The sequence below is a fragment of the Streptomyces lancefieldiae genome (assembly GCF_031845825.1).
In the GTDB taxonomy this organism is placed as follows: Bacteria; Actinomycetota; Actinomycetes; order Streptomycetales; family Streptomycetaceae; genus Streptomyces; species Streptomyces lancefieldiae.
Genome location: NZ_JAVRFH010000026.1, coordinates 20,477 through 38,412, shown reverse-complemented (window position 1 = coordinate 38,412; position 17,936 = coordinate 20,477). Strand labels below are relative to the sequence as shown.

The window sequence follows — 17,936 nt, the reverse complement described above, 5'->3', positions numbered from 1 at the left end:
GCAGTTGGCGGAACGGCGGCGGCCCCTGACCGCTGGGGGTCAGGGGCCGCCGTTCGCCGGGCTGCCGGGCGGGGCCGGTTACTTCACCGGCTCGGGCTCCGGTGCGCTTTCCGCCTCCGTCTCGCCGGCCGGGTCGGCCGGGGTCCTGACGGAGTCCAGCAGGAGCTGGGCGACGTCCACGACCTGGATCGACTCCTTGGCCGTGCCGTCGTTCTTCTTGCCGTTGACGGAGTCCGTGAGCATGACGAGGCAGAACGGGCAGGCGGTGGACACGATGTCCGGGTTGACGGACAGGGCCTCGTCCACGCGCTCGTTGTTGATGCGCTTGCCGATCCGCTCCTCCATCCACATCCGGGCGCCACCGGCGCCGCAGCAGAAGCCGCGTTCCTTGTGGCGGTGCATCTCCTCGTTGCGGACGCCCGGGACGGCGGCGATGATCTCGCGCGGGGGCGTGTAGATCTTGTTGTGGCGGCCCAGGTAGCAGGGGTCGTGGTAGGTGATGATGCCCTCGACCGGGGTGACCGGGGTCAGCTTGCCCTCGTCCACCAGGTGCTGGAGCAGCTGGGTGTGGTGGATGACCTCGTAGTCGCCGCCGAGCTGCGGGTACTCGTTGCCGAGGGTGTTGAGGCAGTGCGGGCAGGTGGCGACGATCTTCTTGGCCGACCTGGGCTTCGCCGACTCGGGCACGACCTTGCCGTCGTCGTCCATCTCCTCGCCGAAGGCGGCGTTGAGGGACATGACGTTCTCCATGCCGAGCTCCTGGAAGAGGGGCTCGTTGCCGAGGCGGCGGGCGGAGTCGCCGGTGCACTTCTCGTCGCCGCCCATGATGGCGAACTTCACGCCCGCCATGTGGAGCAGCTCGGCGAAGGCCTTGGTGGTCTTCTTGGCGCGGTCCTCCAGGGCGCCGGCGCAGCCGACCCAGTAGAGGTACTCGACCTCGGTGAGGTCCTCGATGTCCTTGCCGACGACCGGGACCTCGAAGTCGACCTCCTTGGTCCACTCCAGGCGCTGCTTCTTCGCCAGGCCCCAGGGGTTGCCCTTCTTCTCCAGGTTCTTGAGCATCGTGCCCGCCTCGGAGGGGAACGCGGACTCGATCATCACCTGGTAGCGGCGCATGTCGACGATGTGGTCGACGTGCTCGATGTCGACGGGGCACTGTTCGACGCAGGCACCGCAGGTGGTGCAGGACCACAGGACGTCCGGGTCGATGACGCCGTTCTCTTCGAGGGTGCCGATCAGCGGGCGCTCGGCCTCGGCGAGGGCCGCCGCGGGGACGTCCTTGAGCTGCTCCTCGGACGCCTTCTCCTCGCCCTCCGTCGTCTTGCCGCCGCCGGCCAGCAGGTAGGGGGCCTTGGCGTGCGCGTGGTCGCGCAGGGACATGATCAGGAGCTTGGGGGAGAGCGGCTTGCCGGTGTTCCAGGCCGGGCACTGCGACTGGCAGCGCCCGCACTCCGTGCAGGTGGAGAAGTCCAGCAGGCCCTTCCAGGAGAACTGCTCGACCTGGGAGACGCCGAAGACGTCGTCGTCACCGGGGTCGGTGAAGTCGATCGGCTTGCCGCCCGAGGTCATCGGCAGCAGCGGGCCCAGCGCGGTGCCGCCCTTCGCGTCGCGCTTGAACCAGATGTTCGGGAAGGCGAGGAAGCGGTGCCAGGCCACGCCCATGTCGGTCTTCAGGCCCACCGTGATCATCCAGATGAAGGAGGTCGCGATCTTCAGGCCGGCGAAGAAGTAGGTGAGGTTCTGGAGCGTGGAGAGGTCCATGCCCTCCAGCCACGACACCACCGGGTACGAGATGAAGAAGGAGGCCTCGTAGCCGTCCACGTGGTGCTGGGCGCCCTCGAGCGCGTGGAGCATGAAGATGCAGACGCCGACGATGAGGATGACGGCCTCGACGAAGTACGCCTGGCCGAAGTTGGAACCGGCGAAGCGGGACTTGCGGCCCGGCTTGTTCGGCTTGCTCACCTGGCGGATCGCGATCAGGACCAGGATGCCGAGCACCGTCATCGTGCCGATGAACTCGACGAAGACGTTGTACGGCGCCCAGTCGCCGATGACGGGCAGGATCCAGTCGGCCTTGAACAGCTGGCCGATGGCGTTGACGATCGTCAGCAGCAGGGAGAAGAAGCCCACCGCCACGAACCAGTGCGCCAGCCCGATGATGCCCCAGCGGTTCATCCGGGTGTGGCCGAAGAACTCCCTGGCCACGGTGACGGTGCGGTCCACGGGGTCGTTGGTCCGTGTTCCGGCCGGCACCGGCTGGCCCAGCCGCATGTGGGTGTAGATCTGCAGGACGGCGCGGCCGAACAGTGCGACGCCGACCACGATCAGGACCAGCGACACGATGATCGCGGCGAGTTGCATTTGGGGGCTCCTCGGGCCTGCGAGGTTACGAGGGGGCGGTATTACTAAGCGGTAACTTATTCAGTTCGTCTGAGACTACCCCCATCCTCCGCCGCACTGTAGTCGGACGTGCGGTGATCTGCGTCGCTGAGGCAACCCTGACCGGCGGGCCGATCGCCGCGCGCCACCTGCCGGTCGGCGGGCCCGGCGCCACGCCGGTCTCGCCGCGCCGTTCGTCGCAAATCATGATATTCGGCATATCTTGTGCCCGTGCTCTACGGGATCGCTGCCGTCACCGCCTCGTTCGCCACCGCCGCCGCCTCCTTTCTCCTGGCCGCCCTGATCGCCGCGTCGCTGAGGGTGCCCGCCCTCCGCCTCGGCCTCCTGGACCGGCGACGGCAGCGGCCCGTCCCCCTGCTCGGTGGCGTGGCCGTGGTGCTCGTCACCGGACTGGTCGTGTGGGCCGGCGACTGGACCGGCACCGTGCCGCTCGGTTCGGGGGTCGGCCGGCTGCTCGTCGCCGGGGCCGCCGTCGGCGCGCTCGGCCTGGCCGCGGACGTCTGGCGGCTGCGGCGTCGGTGGCTGGTCGCCGGTACGGCCGTGGCGGCGGCGTGCGTGGTGCCGTACGGCGAGAACGGACCGCTGGCCGGAGTGCTCGCCGCGGTCTGGATCACGTCGGTCGCCACCGCCTTCCGGGGGCTGGACCACGCCGACGGGGTGGCCGGCACGGTGGGTGTCGTGACCGCCTTCGGTGTCGGCGCCTGCGCCGCGGCGGAGCTGATGGACGGGCTGGCGGTACTGCTGAGCGCGCTGGCCGCCGCGCTGGCCGGGTTCCTGCTGCACAACCGGTATCCCGCGCGGATCGCGCTCGGGGCGTGCGGGTCGCTCTTCGCGGGCTTCCTGCTCGCCGGGGCGGCGGTGTTCACCCGGGCGGGGCACGATCCCCGGGCCGGCGTCGGGGTGCTGTTCGCGCTGACCGCGCCCGTCGTCGCCGACGCCGTCCTGGTGCTGCTCTCGCGCCTGCTGGCCGGGCGGCCACCGCTGCGGGGCGGGCCCGACCATCTCGCCCATCGCCTGCGGCGGCTGGGCCTCACCCCGCAGGGCGCGGTGGTGGTCCTCGGCGTGGTCTCGTTCTGCGGGGTGCTCGCGGGCGTGCTCGTCCACATCGGATGGGCGAGGGACACGACGCCGCTGTGGCTGGCGGGCGGGGTGGCCCTCGCAGTGGTGGCGCTGTTGCGGGTGCGGGTGTACGAGCCGCGGCGGACGAGGCCGGACACCGGCGTGGTCCGTGTGCCCGCGGCGGGCGCGGGCGCCCGTGGGGTCACGACGCCCGGAACGGGCGGAGGCGCCCGTGTGGTCGGTGTGCCCCGGGCGGGGACGGACACCCGGAGTCGCGGGCGCCGGACGGGGCAGGGCACCGGTGTGGGCATGGGCACCGGTACGGGTGCGGGGACGGGCACCCGTGCGGTCGCCCGTGGCCTCCGGGCGGGGGTGGACGCCCGCGTCCGCGCGCCCCGGGCACAGTCGCAGCCGCAGTCACACTCGCAGTCGCAGTCGCAGTCGCAGCGGCAGCCTCGGGAGCCTCTCGAGACAACCGGTGCCCCCGCCCGGGCGTCCTTCCGGGCAGCGATTTTCCCGGTTCGTCAGGCCCGGAGTGACGAGAACACGCAGGTCAGCGCGCCGTTGCGCGTAAGGAACGGATAAGAGTTGAGCCTGCTCGACTCACCTCTGTTGACCCAGCGGTGGGCGTCATGCACACTTGAGCCTGTTCCACTCAAGTCAGCTGGAGGTTATTCACCATGGCACGTGCGGTCGGCATCGACCTGGGCACGACTAACTCCGTCGTCAGCGTTCTGGAGGGCGGCGAGCCCACCGTCATCACCAACGCCGAGGGCGCCAGGACCACGCCGTCCGTCGTCGCCTTCGCCAAGAACGGTGAGGTGCTCGTCGGCGAGGTCGCCAAGCGCCAGGCGGTCACGAACGTCGACAGGACCATCCGGTCGGTCAAGCGCCACATGGGCACCGACTGGAAGATCAACCTGGACGGCAAGGACTTCAACCCGCAGCAGATCAGCGCCTTCGTGCTGCAGAAGCTGAAGCGGGACGCCGAGTCCTACCTGGGCGAGAAGGTGACCGACGCGGTCATCACCGTCCCGGCGTACTTCAACGACGCCGAGCGCCAGGCCACCAAGGAGGCCGGTGAGATCGCGGGCCTCAACGTCCTGCGCATCGTCAACGAGCCGACGGCCGCCGCGCTGGCGTACGGCCTCGACAAGGACGAGCAGATCATCCTCGTCTTCGACCTCGGTGGCGGCACGTTCGACGTCTCGCTGCTGGAGATCGGCGACGGCGTCGTCGAGGTGAAGGCCACCAACGGTGACAACCACCTCGGTGGTGACGACTGGGACCAGCGCGTCGTCGACTACCTGGTCAAGCAGTTCCAGTCCGGTCACGGCGTGGACCTGTCCAAGGACAAGATGGCCCTCCAGCGCCTCCGCGAGGCCGCCGAGAAGGCCAAGATCGAGCTGTCCTCGTCCACCGAGACCTCGATCAACCTGCCCTACATCACGGCCTCCGCCGAGGGCCCGCTGCACCTGGACGAGAAGCTCACCCGCGCCCAGTTCCAGCAGCTGACGGCCGATCTGCTGGAGCGCTGCAAGACGCCGTTCCACAACGTCATCAAGGACGCCGGCATCCAGCTGTCCGAGATCGACCACGTCGTCCTCGTCGGTGGCTCCACCCGTATGCCCGCCGTCGCCGAGCTCGTCAAGGAGCTGACCGGCGGCAAGGACGCCAACAAGGGCGTCAACCCGGACGAGGTCGTCGCCATCGGCGCCGCCCTGCAGGCCGGTGTCCTCAAGGGCGAGGTCAAGGACGTCCTGCTCCTCGACGTCACCCCGCTGTCCCTCGGCATCGAGACCAAGGGCGGCATCATGACCAAGCTGATCGAGCGGAACACGACGATCCCGACGAAGCGCTCGGAGATCTTCACCACCGCCGAGGACAACCAGCCCTCCGTGCAGATCCAGGTCTACCAGGGCGAGCGCGAGATCGCGGCGTACAACAAGAAGCTCGGGATGTTCGAGCTGACCGGTCTGCCGCCGGCGCCCCGCGGCGTCCCGCAGATCGAGGTCGCCTTCGACATCGACGCCAACGGCATCATGCACGTCACGGCGAAGGACCTCGGCACCGGCAAGGAGCAGAAGATGACCGTCACCGGCGGCTCCTCGCTGCCGAAGGACGAGGTCGACCGCATGCGCCAGGAGGCCGAGAAGTACGCGGAGGAGGATCACGCCCGCCGCGAGGCCGCCGAGTCCCGCAACCAGGGCGAGCAGCTCGTCTACCAGACCGAGAAGTTCCTCAAGGACAACGAGGACAAGGTCCCGGGCGAGGTCAAGACCGAGGTCGAGGCCGCCGTCGCCGAGCTGAAGGAGAAGCTCAAGGGCGAGGACACCGCCGAGATCCGCACCGCCACGGAGAAGGTCGCCGCCGTCTCGCAGAAGCTGGGCCAGGCCATGTACGCCGACGCCCAGGGTGCGCAGGCCGCCGGCGGCGAGGCTCCCGGCGCGGGTGCCGGTGCCGGTGACAAGGCCGACGACGACGTCGTCGACGCCGAGATCGTGGACGACGAGCGCAAGGACGGTGCCGCGTGACGGAGGAGACCCCGGGCTTCGAGGAGAAGCCCGACGTCCCCTCCGGCGCCACCCCTGACGACGCCGAGCCGCAGGCCGCCTCCGAAGAGGGGGCGGCCCCGGCCGGGGACGCGAGTGAGAACGCGGGCCTGGTGGCCCAGCTGGACCAGGTGCGCACGGCGCTGAACGAGCGCACGGCGGACCTCCAGCGCCTCCAGGCCGAGTACCAGAACTACCGCCGCCGGGTGGAGCGGGACCGCGTCGCGGTCAAGGAGGTCGCCGTCGCGAACCTCCTGTCCGAGTTGCTTCCCGTGCTCGACGACGTCGGCCGCGCCCGCGAACACGGCGAGCTGGTCGGCGGCTTCAAGTCCGTCGCGGAGTCGCTGGAGACCACGGTCGCCAAGCTGGGCCTCCAGCAGTTCGGCAAGGAGGGCGAGCCCTTCGACCCGACGATCCACGAGGCCCTGATGCACTCCTACGCACCGGACGTCACCGAGACGACGTGCGTGGCGATCCTGCAGCCCGGGTACCGGATCGGCGAGCGCACCATCCGCCCCGCGCGGGTGGCCGTGGCCGAGCCGCAGCCGGGAGCGCAGACCGTCAAGGCCGAGGAGCCGGCCGAGGCGGCCGACGACAAGGAGAACGGTGGCCCGGAGGAGGGCTGACGTCACGGAGTACAGGCAGTACGCGTACGCAGGAGAGGAGGGACGTCGGGGATGAGCACCAAGGACTTCATCGAGAAGGACTACTACAAGGTCCTCGGCGTCCCCAAGGACGCCACCGAGGCCGAGATCAAGAAGGCGTACCGGAAGCTCGCACGCGAGAACCACCCGGACGCCAACAAGGGAAACGTCAAGGCGGAGGAGCGCTTCAAGGAGATCTCCGAAGCCAACGACGTCCTCGGTGACCCCAAGAAGCGCAAGGAGTACGACGAGGCCCGCGCCCTCTTCGGCAACGGCGGTTTCCGCCCGGGGCCGGGCGCGGGCGGCGGCGGCACCTTCAACTTCGACCTGGGCGACCTCTTCGGAGGCGGCGCCCAGGGCGGGGGCCAGGGTGCCGGCGGTTTCGGCGGCGGGCTCGGCGACGTCTTCGGGGGCCTGTTCAACCGCACCGGTGGCGGTCCCGGCACCGGCACGCGGACCCAGCCGCGGCGCGGTCAGGACATCGAGTCCGAGGTCACCCTGAGCTTCACGGAGGCCATCGAGGGCGCGACGGTCCCGCTGCGCATGTCCAGCCAGCAGCCCTGCAAGGCCTGTTCGGGCACCGGCGACAAGAACGGCACACCACGCGTGTGCCCGACCTGCGTCGGCACCGGTCAGGTCGCCCGGGGTTCGGGCGGTGGCTTCTCGCTCACCGACCCGTGCCCGGACTGCAAGGGCCGCGGCCTGATCGCGGAGGACCCCTGCGAGGTCTGCAAGGGCTCCGGACGCGCCAAGTCCTCGCGGACGATGCAGGTCCGCATCCCGGCCGGGGTGTCGGACGGGCAGCGCATCCGGCTGCGCGGCAAGGGCACGCCGGGCGAGCGGGGCGGCCCGGCGGGCGACCTGTACGTGGTCGTCCACGTCAAGGACCACCCCGTCTTCGGTCGCCGGGGCGACAACCTCACCGTCACCGTCCCGGTCACCTACGCCGAGGCCGCCCTCGGCGGCGAGGTCCGGGTGCCGACCCTGGGCGGTCCGCCCGTCACGCTGAAGCTGCCGGCGGGCACGCCCAACGGCCGGACCATGCGCGCCCGGGGCAAGGGCGCGGTCCGCAAGGACGGCACCCGCGGCGACCTTCTGGTCACCGTGGAGGTGAGTGTTCCGAGGGACCTGTCGGGGAAGGCTCGTGACGCGCTGGAGGCGTATCGCGAGGCGACCGCGGAGGAGGACCCGCGGGCGGAGCTGTTCCAGGCCGCGAAGGGAGCTTGAGGAGATGGACGGTCGTCGACGCAACCCGTATGAACTGACCGAGGACACCCCGGTCTACGTCATTTCGGTGGCGGCCCAGCTCTCCGGCCTGCACCCGCAGACCCTGCGCCAGTACGACCGCCTCGGCCTGGTCTCCCCGGACCGGACGGCCGGCCGCGGCCGGCGCTACTCGGCCCGCGACATCGAACTGCTCCGCCAGGTGCAGCAGTTGTCGCAGGACGAGGGCATCAACCTGGCCGGCATCAAGCGCATCATCGAACTGGAGAACCAGGTCGCCGCGCTCCAGTCCCGGGTGGCGGAGCTGGCGGACGCCCTCGACGGCGCGGCCACGGCGATCCGCCAGCGCGAGGCGGCGGTGCACGCCTCGTACCGGCGCGACCTGGTGCCGTACCAAGAGGTACAGCAGACCAGCGCCCTGGTGGTGTGGCGGCCCAAGCGGCACGGTCAGACCGCGGACTGACCAGGCGGCACAAGGGAAAACGGCATCGGCAGGCCCGGAGGTTCAACCGAACCTCCGGGCCTGTTCGCAACGTTGCTGTCTCATTGGTCTAGTACTTCTTGACGATTTCGTGAAGACGGCGTTGGCTTCCTTCACCTGGGTCTCAAGCACCACCCGTGTGTGTCGGAAGGTAAGCGCAAGTGAGCAGCCGTGCCCGTCGTATCGCCATATCCGTGGCCGCGTCCATGATGACCCTTTCGCTGGCCGCCTGCGGGGCGCTCGGCGCGTCGGAGAGCAGCGACGGGGCGAGCCCGACCAAGGGCAACGACATCACGGTGGGCCTGCTGCTCCCGGAGAAGGACAACACCCGCTACGAGCAGTTCGACTACCCGTTCTTCAAGGCGAAGCTCGCCGACCTCACCCGTGACCAGGGCGACGTCAAGTACGCCAACGCCGAGGCGAGCGCGTCCAAGCAGGCCGAGCAGTTGCAGCAGATGGTCGACGACAAGGTCGACGTGATCGTGCTGGACGCGGTCGACTCGAAGGCCATCGCGGCCGGCGTGCAGAAGGCCAAGGACGCCGGCATCCCGGTCATCGCCTACGACCGGCTGGCCGAGGGGCCGATCGACGCCTACATCTCCTTCGACAACGAGCTGGTCGGCGAGGTCCAGGGCCGCTCCCTCGTCGAGGCGCTCGGTGCCAAGGCCGACAGCTCCGACAAGATCGTCATGATGAACGGTTCGTCCACCGACCCGAACGCCAAGCAGTTCAAGGCGGGGGCGCTGTCCGAGCTGAGCGGCAAGGTGACGGTCGCGCAGTCCTTCGACACCAAGGACTGGAAGCCGGAGAACGCCGAGGCGAACATGACCGAGGCGATCGAGAAGATCGGCAAGGACAACATCGCGGGCGTCTACTCCGCCAACGACGGCATGGCGGGCGGCATCATCGAGGCCCTGGAGGCCGCGGGCGTCACCGACCTGCCGCCGATCACGGGACAGGACGCGGACCTCGCCGCGGTGCAGCGCATCGTCACCGGCGAGCAGTACATGAGCGTGTACAAGTCCTACCCGCAGGAGGCGGAGCACGCCGCGGAGATGGCCGTGGCGCGGGTCCAGGGCCGGGACATCCAGTTCGAGGCGCTCGCCCGCGAGAAGGTCGACAGCCCCACTCACAAGGGCATCCCCGCACAGCTGGTCCCCGTCGTCGCCCTGACGAAGGACAACATCAAGGAGACCGTCGTCGCCGACGGCTTCTACAAGGTCAGCGACATCTGCACGGCCAAGTACGCGGCGGACTGCACGAAGATCAAGCTGAAGTAGTCCCGGACCGGGGCGTACCGGGCCGGACGGGGCCGGGCCGGTCCCGGCGGTGCTGCCCCGGGCTTCCCGGTGTGCTGCCCGGGCATACCGGACGCAACGGGTGCCTTCCGGTCGCCCTGCCGTGCGGAGCCGTGTTGCGGAGCCGGTCCGGGCCGCGCATAGTTGCGCTGCGGAAAGAGCCGGAACCAGGGGTGGGATGGGCGATGGCCGGGCACGGGGCTCAGGAGCATCCACACGGTGCCGACCGGCTGTGCGCGGCCGGGGACCGCGTGTACTCCCGGGCCGTACGGCGCGGGCGCGTGCCGCGCCGGGACGCGGAGCCGGTGCCCTGCCTGCTGGAGCTAGCCCTGCTGCACCCCGACCCCGACGACATGGACTGGCTGGTGCCGACCTCCCCGCAGGAGGTCATGACCCGGCTGCTGCGCGGGGTCCACGACGAGGTCCGCTCCAGCCAGCGCCGGGTGGGTTCGGCGGTGGAGGCCTTCGAGTGGTACGCGGTCCTGGGCCGTCAGGTCCAGACGCCGACCGGGGCGGAGGGTACGGCGATCCGGGTGCTGGACGGGCTGTCCCGGATCCAGGCCGCGATGGACGAGGCGACCCAGGCGTGCACGACCGAGGTGCTCACCGTCCAGCCCGGCGGCATCCGGCGTGAGCACGAGCTGTCGGAGGGGCTGCACCGGGCGCTGGCGCTGCGCGGGCGCGGGGTGCGGATGCGGGACCTGTACACGCACGTGGCCCGGCACGGGCAGGGCCTGCTCACCTACCTGGAGCTGATGGGCGGCGCGGTGGAGGCCCGCACCCTCGACGAGGTCATCGACCGCCTCATCCTCTTCGACCGCACGGTGGCCTTCATCCCCGCCAACACGGACCGCACGATGGCCCTCGAACTGCGCCACCCCGCGCTGATCGCCTACCTGGTCACGGTCTTCGAGCGGCTGTGGCGCCTCGCGATCCCGCTGACGGCCCCGCTGCCCGACACCGGCATCGAGGGCATCTCCCACCGCGAGCAGTCCATCGCGGCGCTGTTGGCGGAGGGGCACCAGGACGCGGTGATCGCCGAGCGGCTGGGCATCAGCGTGCGGACGTGCCGGGCGCACATCGCCCGCCTGTCGGAGACCCTGGGCGCGGCCAGCCGGACCCAGCTGGGGGTGCGCATAGCCCAGGTCGGCCTGGACGGCTCGCCCCCCGTCAGCGTTCCTGGTCGAGAATCCCCGACCGCCCGATGAGGTAACCGAGCTGCGCCCGGCTCTCACTGCCGAGGTTGGCGGCGAGTTTGGCGATGTGGACGCGGGCGGTACGGACGTTCATGCCGAGGCGGTCGGCGATGTCGGCGTCGGTGTGGCCCTCTGTGAGCAGGGCCGCTATGGCCCGTTGGCGGGGGGTGATGCCGTTGAGGGTGGGCTGGTGGACGGCCTGTGGGTACATGGGCGTGGCCAGGCGCCACAGGCGGTCGAAGGTCGTGGTCAAGTAGGCGACGAGGGCCGGCTGCCGGACCTCCAGCGCGAGACTGCGGTCGGTGTTGGCGGGGATGAAGGCCACCGTGCGGTCGAGGAGGATCAGGCGGTCGGTGACCTCGTCGAGGGTGCGGGCCTGGACGTCACCGCGAAGCTGTTCGTAGCGCGCGCGGATCGGCGGCGCGTGGCGCAGGGTGTGCTGGTAGAGGGCGCGGATGCGGCCGCCGCGGTCCAGCAGGTCCTGGTCGCGCCGCAAGGCGGCCTCCGCGAAGCCGACCTTGGAGGGCGCGTAGCTGTTGTGGGGCTGGATGGCGAGGATTTCGGTGGCGTCGGCCATCGCCTCGTCCAGGATGTGGCTGATGCGTTCCTTCTGGCTGTGGACAGTGATCAGCGGATCGGCCGGCGAGACGTCGTACCGTCCACCGAGCCGCATCAAGCGCTCGAAACTCTCGGCCAGTCGTTCCGAACGCCGCCGTTCGTCGGCGACCCGGTCCGCCGAGGAGCGGAGGAGCCTGTGCAGGGCCACGGCCGGGGCCACCGGCTCCAGCCAGTCCAGGTCGTCCAGGGCCGGCCGCAACAGGCCGTGGGCGGCCAGGCAGGGCACTGAACGCGCCTCTGACGCGCGCAGCCGCCCTTCGCGCAGGGCGAGGGCATAGAGCTCGAGACCCGCCTCACAGGGCTCCTCGCTTGCGTGACGGTGTGTTTCCCCGGTCACGAGTGGTCCCCTCCTTGGCCGCCCTGCGCCTTTTCGAGGATCCCCGACTGCGCGATCAGGTAACCCAGCTGGGCGCGGCTGCCGCTGCCCAGGACAGACGCCAGTTTCGCGATGTGGGCGCGGCACGTGCGCACGTTCATGCCGAGCCGGCGGGCGATGGCCTCGTCGACGTGGCCCTCCACGAGGAGCTTGGCTATGGAGTGCTGGATGTCGGTGATGCCGTCCGGGGCCGTCTCGTAGGGCGCGCCGGCGGTGAGTGGAACGGCTCGGTTCCAGATGAACTCGAAGACCCTCACCAGGTAGCGGACGAGGCCGGGGTGACGCAGCTCCAGGGCGACCTGCCGGTCCTCGCGGACGGGGATGAACGCGACGGTCTCGTCGCAGATGATGAGGCGCTCCACGAGCTCGTCGATGGTGCGGTATTCCACTTTGCCGTCGGTGAACTGGTCCGCGTAGGCGAGTCTGTCCGGGCTGAACCGGGCGGTGTGCTGGTAGAGGGTTCGGATCCGTACGCCACGCTCGATCAGGGGCTTGTCGCGTTCGAGCCCTTCCAGCAGCCGGTTCTCGGGACGGCGGTGGCCGCTGGGCTGGACCGTCAGCATCTCGGTCTGGCACTGCGCGGTCGCCAGGTCGAGTGCCGCGTTGATCCGGTCGAGGCCTTCCAGCACCGTGATGGAGTGAGCGGGGCTCGTTTCCTGGGTGCTGATGTCCATGAACGGTTCGAAGAGCTCGGCGAGTTCGATCGACAGCCGGCGTTGTTCGGTGATCTCTCGTTCGATGGGATTGAGCCGTTGGGCGAGAGCGACCGACGGCGGAACCGGACGCAACCACTGGGCGTCGTCGGGATCGGGGTGGAGCAGGGCGAGATCCATCAGGCACGGAGCGGCCTCGACGTCGGTCCTCGGTATGCGTCCAGCCCTGAGGGCGTGCGCGTACAGACGGCTGCCTTCTGGGCACAACTCGGTTCCCGTATGGGGATGATCCCTCTTAGTCCATTTTGCTACCAAATCTCCACCCCCCAGGGTCCTGAACGTGCAGGAACATGATGCACCGATTGTGTGGCCATGACGTGCCCGAATGAGCCATCGTCTTATCCGACGGGGGAATGAGGCGACCATCAAGTGAGGACGAAGCCGACTATGCGTATGAGAATGCTTCGCTCGGTGCTTGTTACCGCCTTCTCCACCGTTGTGGCCTTCGGTGTGCTGGCCGGCCTCGGCGTGGAGAGCGGTGAGCCCGACGCGGGTGGCGTTCACTCAGTGGCGGTCGCGGGCCCCGGCGGTGAGCCGGCGGCTGTCCCGGCCGACAGTGTGTGGGACTGATCGCGATGACCACGCCACCCGACGACCGTTCCTTCCGCCGCGAGATGGCCACCGCCTACCGCTCCGGCTGGCACTTCATCGATCTGGTCACCGCGATTCCCCATGCCGGGGATTCGCTGATGGTGACCGTCTTCGGTGAGCCGGTCGTCGTCACGCTGGACGAGGACGGTGACGTACGGGCGTACCGGTGTCTGCGGCGCCCCAGGGGGGCGCCCCAGCCCGTGCGGTGTGCCATCCGCTACGGAATGATCTTCGTGAACCTGGACCAGAGGGATCACCGGCTCGTGGAGCCGGAGATCTCCGAAGTGAGGACCATCTCAGCCACCCCCCGCAGCGCCTGACGCGATTCCCCCGTCGTAACACATCGCTCAGGTGCTTCCCCCCGGCAGCGGCGTCACCGTGACCTGAACACGGTGACGCCGCTGTCGTTTGCGGCGACCTGTCGCGGTATCGCCCGTTCCCGGTCCGGCCGAAAAGTCCCTCGCGCGGCGCAGGCCGGCCACGGGGCGGGCTTCGGTGGCACCGGACGCCGGTGACCCGACCCGCGTCGCTCCCTTGAGTGGAATAGACTCAACTTTGTGTACGTTGACTGAGTCAGCACTGGGAGACGCGGCCGGACCGCCGACGGCCGACGCTAGGAGGGAAGCCAGAACGTGGACGCCGAGCTGACCAACCGGAGCCGGGACGCCATCAACGCGGCCAGCAACCGGGCCGTGACCGAGGGGCACGCCGACCTCACCCCCGCACACCTGCTCCTGGCTCTGCTCCAGGGGCAGGACAACGAGAACATCACCGACCTGCTCGCGGCCGTCGAGGCCGACCTCGCGGCCGTGCGCTCCGGCGCCGAGCGCATCCTGGCGGGGCTGCCCAGCGTGACCGGGTCCACGGTCGCGCCGCCGCAACCGGGCCGTGAGATGCTCGCCGTGGTCGCCGACGCCCAGGCCCGCGCCAAGGAGCTCGGGGACGAGTACCTCTCCACCGAGCACCTGCTCCTCGGCATCGCCGCGAAGGGCGGCGCGGCCGGTGAGGTACTGGAGGGGCAGGGTGCCAGTGCGAAGAAGTTGCAGGAGGCCTTCCGCAAGGCGAGGGGAGGGCGCAGGGTGACCACCGCCGACCCCGAGGGTCAGTACAAGGCGCTGGAGAAGTTCGGCACCGACCTCACCGCCGCCGCCCGCGAGGGCAGGCTCGACCCGGTCATCGGGCGGGACCAGGAGATCCGGCGGGTGGTGCAGGTGCTCAGCCGCCGTACGAAGAACAACCCCGTGCTCATCGGCGAGCCCGGCGTCGGCAAGACCGCCGTCGTCGAGGGGCTCGCCCAGCGGATCGTCAAGGGGGACGTGCCCGAGTCGCTGAAGGGCAAGCGGCTGGTCGCGCTCGACCTGGGCGCGATGGTCGCCGGGGCCAAGTACCGGGGCGAGTTCGAGGAGCGGCTGAAGACCGTCCTCGCCGAGATCAAGGACTCCGACGGGCAGATCATCACCTTCATCGACGAGCTGCACACCGTCGTGGGGGCCGGCGCGGGCGGCGACTCCGCCATGGACGCCGGGAACATGCTCAAGCCGATGCTCGCGCGCGGCGAGCTGCGCATGGTCGGCGCGACCACGCTGGACGAGTACCGCGAGCGGATCGAGAAGGACCCCGCCCTGGAGCGGCGCTTCCAGCAGGTGCTGGTCGCCGAGCCGACCGTCGAGGACTCCATCGCGATCCTGCGCGGGCTCAAGGGCCGCTACGAGGCCCACCACAAGGTGCAGATCGCGGACAGCGCGCTGGTGGCGGCCGCCACCCTCTCCGACCGGTACATCACCTCCCGCTTCCTGCCCGACAAGGCCATCGACCTCGTCGACGAGGCCGCCTCCCGGCTGCGCATGGAGATCGACTCGTCCCCCGTCGAGATCGACGAACTCCAGCGCGCCGTCGACCGGTTGAAGATGGAGGAGCTGGCGATCGGCAAGGAGACCGACGCCGCCTCCCTGGAGCGACTGGAGCGACTGCGCCGCGACCTCGCCGACAAGGAGGAGGAGCTGCGCGGCCTCACCGCCCGCTGGGAGAAGGAGAAGCAGTCCCTCAACCGGGTCGGCGAGCTGAAGGAGAAGCTCGACGAACTGCGCGGGCAGGCCGAACGCGCCCAGCGCGACGGCGACTTCGACACCGCGTCCAAGCTCCTCTACGGCGAGATCCCGGCCCTGGAGCGTGACCTGGAGGCCGCCTCCGAGGCCGAGGAGGCGTTGACGTCTTCCGCCTCCGGCGGGGGCGCCAAGGACACCATGGTCAAGGAGGAGGTCGGCGCCGACGACATCGCGGACGTCGTCGCCTCCTGGACCGGCATTCCCGCCGGGCGCCTGCTGGAGGGCGAGACGCAGAAGCTGCTGCGCATGGAGGACGAACTCGGCAGGCGGCTCATCGGCCAGACCGAGGCGGTCCGGGCCGTGTCCGACGCCGTACGGCGCTCGCGGGCCGGCATCGCCGACCCCGACCGGCCGACCGGGTCGTTCCTCTTCCTCGGTCCGACCGGCGTCGGCAAGACCGAGCTGGCCAAGGCCCTCGCGGACTTCCTCTTCGACGACGAGCGGGCCATGGTCCGCATCGACATGTCGGAGTACAGCGAGAAGCACAGCGTCGCCCGGCTGGTCGGCGCCCCGCCCGGGTACGTCGGGTACGAGGAGGGCGGCCAGCTCACCGAGGCCGTGCGGCGGCGCCCGTACACGGTCGTCCTGCTCGACGAGGTGGAGAAGGCGCACCCCGAGGTCTTCGACATCCTGCTCCAGGTGCTGGACGACGGGCGCCTCACCGACGGGCAGGGCCGCACCGTCGACTTCCGCAACACCATCCTGGTCCTCACCTCCAACCTGGGCAGCCAGTACCTGGTCGACCCGTTGACCGGGGAGGCGGAGAAGAAGGAGCAGGTCCTGGAGGTGGTCCGGGCGTCGTTCAAGCCGGAGTTCCTCAACCGGCTCGACGACCTCGTGGTCTTCTCGGCCCTGAGCAAGGACGAGCTGAGCCGGATCGCGCGGCTCCAGATCGACGCGCTCGCCCGGCGACTCGCCGAGCGCCGCCTCACCCTGGAGGTCACCGACGACGCCCTGGCCTGGCTGGCCGACGAGGGCATGGACCCGGCCTACGGCGCCCGCCCGCTGCGCCGCCTCGTCCAGACCGCGATCGGCGACCGGCTCGCCCGGGAGATCCTCTCCGGCGAGATCAAGGACGGCGACACGGTCCGCGTGGACCGCTTCGGCGACGACCTGATAGTGGGACCGGCGAGCGGCAAGACGCTGTAGTCCCCGGCGCGCGGCGCACGGCCCGTCATCGCTGCGGGGCCCCTGCGGGGTTCCTGTGGGGTTCCTGCGGAGTGGCGGGCCGTCCGTGCGTGACGCCGGGCGGGGGCGCTGCGTGGCCCGGGCGGGGGCGGGGCCCGCCCTGTGGATCGCGTGCGGGTGGCGGGACGCGCCCGGGCCCTCCCGCCTGGGGGGCGTCCGTGGGCGGCCCCCCAGGGGTGCGGGCGCGGACCGGGTGCAGTCCGGCCCGAGTCGGGGCGCCCGTGCGTAGTCCCGTGCGGCAGCCCCCGGCGTCACACGGTGAACGACGCGAAGCGCACCAGCGCCGTGCCCGCGCCCTCGTACACCACCCGCACCTGCACGGCATGGGCGTCCGCACCGGCCGGCAGGCCCTGTCCGGGGCCCGGATCCAGACACAGATCGGCGTCCTCGCCCGGGCAGAACGCCGTCCCCGGGGCGGGGGCGTCCGGGTAGGTGTGTGCGAGCCAGCCCTGGACACCCGTGCGGGGCATGCGGAAGGCGGCGCTGTAGTGGGTGTCCTGGAAGCCCTGGCGCAGGCACGCCCCGACCGGCCGGGCACCGTCCGGGAGCGCGGCCCCGCCGAAGGCCAGGGCCTCGGAGCAGGGGACGGCGTCGGCCCGGCCCTCGTCCCGGTCGTCCGAAGCCCGTAGGAGGATGCTTGCGAAGGCGACGAGCAGGGGGAGCAGGACCAGCGCCGGCAGCGTCACGAGGGCCGCGAACAGCCCCCGCCTGGTCCGCCCGCGCGGCCCCTCCGGGCCGCCCCCGGGCAGCGCCGCCGGATTCCGTGTCCGCCTCATGGCTCCCGCCTCCGCTCGCCGACCTCCACCCGACCGGCCGGATCATGTCAGCCCAGGGCTGACAGGCCCCCGGCGGGCTTGCCACGCCCCTCCCCGCATGGGGGAGGATGGCCAGATCCGTACGAAGGGAAATTCACGGTGAGCATCGACCCGTCCTCGATTCCGAACTTCGGGGGCCAGCCCGAGCCGCAGCCCCAAGGACCGGCGGGCCCCGTCGTCCCGGATCAGGATCTTGTGAAGCAGCTCCTGGAACAGATGGAGCTCAAGTACGTCGTCGACGACGAGGGTGACCTCGCGGCGCCGTGGGAGCAGTTCCGTACGTACTTCATGTTCCGCGGCGAGGGTGACCAGCAGGTCTTCTCGGTGCGGACGTTCTACGACCGGCCCCACCAGATCGACGAGAAGCCGCAGCTTCTGGAGTCCGTCGACGACTGGAACCGGCGCACCCTGTGGCCCAAGGTGTACTCCCACACCCATGACGACGGCACGGTCCGCCTGATCGGCGAGGCGCAGATGCTGATCGGCACGGGCGTCAGCCTGGAGCACTTCGTCTCCTCGACGGTCAGCTGGGTGCGGGCCGCCATCGAGTTCGACCGGTGGCTCGTGGAGCAGCTCGGCCTGGAGCAGGAGGTCAACGAGTCGGAGAAGCCGGAGGACGAGGACGGCGAGTAGTCCGCCGCACGTGAGGAGAGCCCGCACCCGGCGGTGACCGGGG

14 protein-coding genes are annotated in these 17,936 nt (G+C 70.4%); 10 read left to right on the top strand and 4 right to left on the bottom strand.

Translation table 11 applies throughout. From position 1 onward, the window contains the following. Window positions 1–78: 78 nt before the first annotated feature. Window positions 79–2,361, bottom strand: a complete 2,283-nt coding sequence (locus RM812_RS23835) for a (Fe-S)-binding protein (protein WP_311575295.1) — start codon at window positions 2,359–2,361, stop codon at window positions 79–81. Window positions 2,362–2,610: 249 nt separating this feature from the next. On the opposite strand from RM812_RS23835, the gene RM812_RS23830 reads away from it, so the two are divergent. The 7 genes from RM812_RS23830 to RM812_RS23800 all read left to right on the top strand — a co-directional run bounded on the left by RM812_RS23830 (window position 2,611) and on the right by RM812_RS23800 (window position 10,866). Beyond that, window positions 2,611–4,044, top strand: a complete 1,434-nt coding sequence (locus tag RM812_RS23830; protein ID WP_311575294.1) for an MraY family glycosyltransferase — start codon at window positions 2,611–2,613, stop codon at window positions 4,042–4,044. Between the two features lie 95 nt (window positions 4,045–4,139). After that, the gene (dnaK, locus tag RM812_RS23825; RefSeq protein WP_311575293.1) at window positions 4,140–5,993 is read left to right on the top strand and encodes a molecular chaperone DnaK; all 1,854 of its coding nucleotides are present in this window, start codon (window positions 4,140–4,142) and stop codon (window positions 5,991–5,993) included. Continuing rightward, window positions 5,990–6,637 (top strand): nucleotide exchange factor GrpE, encoded by a 648-nt coding sequence (gene grpE / locus RM812_RS23820; protein ID WP_311575292.1) that lies wholly within the window; start codon window positions 5,990–5,992, stop codon window positions 6,635–6,637. The genes dnaK and grpE overlap by 4 nt, the downstream gene beginning before the upstream one ends. Before the next feature lie 51 nt (window positions 6,638–6,688). Beyond that, a complete protein-coding gene (gene dnaJ, locus RM812_RS23815; RefSeq protein ID WP_311575291.1) occupies window positions 6,689–7,882 on the top strand; it encodes a molecular chaperone DnaJ in 1,194 nt (397 codons plus the stop codon). 4 nt (window positions 7,883–7,886) lie between these two features. Beyond that, a complete protein-coding gene (locus RM812_RS23810) occupies window positions 7,887–8,342 on the top strand; it encodes a heat shock protein transcriptional repressor HspR (RefSeq protein WP_311575290.1) in 456 nt (151 codons plus the stop codon). A 179-nt stretch (window positions 8,343–8,521) separates the two neighbouring features. Beyond that, window positions 8,522–9,640, top strand: a complete 1,119-nt coding sequence (locus tag RM812_RS23805; RefSeq protein WP_311575289.1) for a sugar ABC transporter substrate-binding protein — start codon at window positions 8,522–8,524, stop codon at window positions 9,638–9,640. A 203-nt stretch (window positions 9,641–9,843) separates the two neighbouring features. Further along, window positions 9,844–10,866, top strand: a complete 1,023-nt coding sequence (locus RM812_RS23800) for a helix-turn-helix transcriptional regulator (protein WP_311575288.1) — start codon at window positions 9,844–9,846, stop codon at window positions 10,864–10,866. On the opposite strand, the gene RM812_RS23795 is transcribed toward RM812_RS23800, so the two are convergent. Continuing rightward, window positions 10,829–11,809: a helix-turn-helix transcriptional regulator gene (locus tag RM812_RS23795; RefSeq protein WP_311575287.1), complete on the bottom strand. Its 981-nt coding sequence runs from the start codon at window positions 11,807–11,809 to the stop codon at window positions 10,829–10,831. The two genes, RM812_RS23800 and RM812_RS23795, sit on opposite strands and share 38 nt — an antisense overlap. After that, window positions 11,806–12,831, bottom strand: a complete 1,026-nt coding sequence (locus tag RM812_RS23790) for a helix-turn-helix transcriptional regulator (RefSeq protein ID WP_311575406.1) — start codon at window positions 12,829–12,831, stop codon at window positions 11,806–11,808. The genes RM812_RS23795 and RM812_RS23790 overlap by 4 nt, the downstream gene beginning before the upstream one ends. Before the next feature lie 305 nt (window positions 12,832–13,136). Between RM812_RS23790 and RM812_RS23785 the strand changes: the two genes are divergently transcribed. Next, window positions 13,137–13,472 carry a hypothetical protein gene (locus RM812_RS23785; RefSeq protein ID WP_311575286.1) on the top strand — a complete coding sequence of 112 codons (336 nt, stop codon included), beginning with the start codon at window positions 13,137–13,139 and terminating at the stop codon, window positions 13,470–13,472. Between the two features lie 312 nt (window positions 13,473–13,784). Beyond that, on the top strand, window positions 13,785–16,406 hold the full coding sequence (gene clpB / locus RM812_RS23780) for an ATP-dependent chaperone ClpB (protein WP_311575285.1): 2,622 nt from the start codon (window positions 13,785–13,787) through the stop codon (window positions 16,404–16,406). A 290-nt stretch (window positions 16,407–16,696) separates the two neighbouring features. Here clpB and RM812_RS23775 read toward each other — a convergent pair whose 3' ends face one another. Further along, window positions 16,697–17,221 carry a hypothetical protein gene (locus tag RM812_RS23775; RefSeq protein WP_311575284.1) on the bottom strand — a complete coding sequence of 175 codons (525 nt, stop codon included), beginning with the start codon at window positions 17,219–17,221 and terminating at the stop codon, window positions 16,697–16,699. 138 nt (window positions 17,222–17,359) lie between these two features. Between RM812_RS23775 and RM812_RS23770 the strand changes: the two genes are divergently transcribed. Beyond that, window positions 17,360–17,893, top strand: a complete 534-nt coding sequence (locus RM812_RS23770; RefSeq protein WP_311575283.1) for a YbjN domain-containing protein — start codon at window positions 17,360–17,362, stop codon at window positions 17,891–17,893. Window positions 17,894–17,936 lie beyond the last annotated feature (43 nt).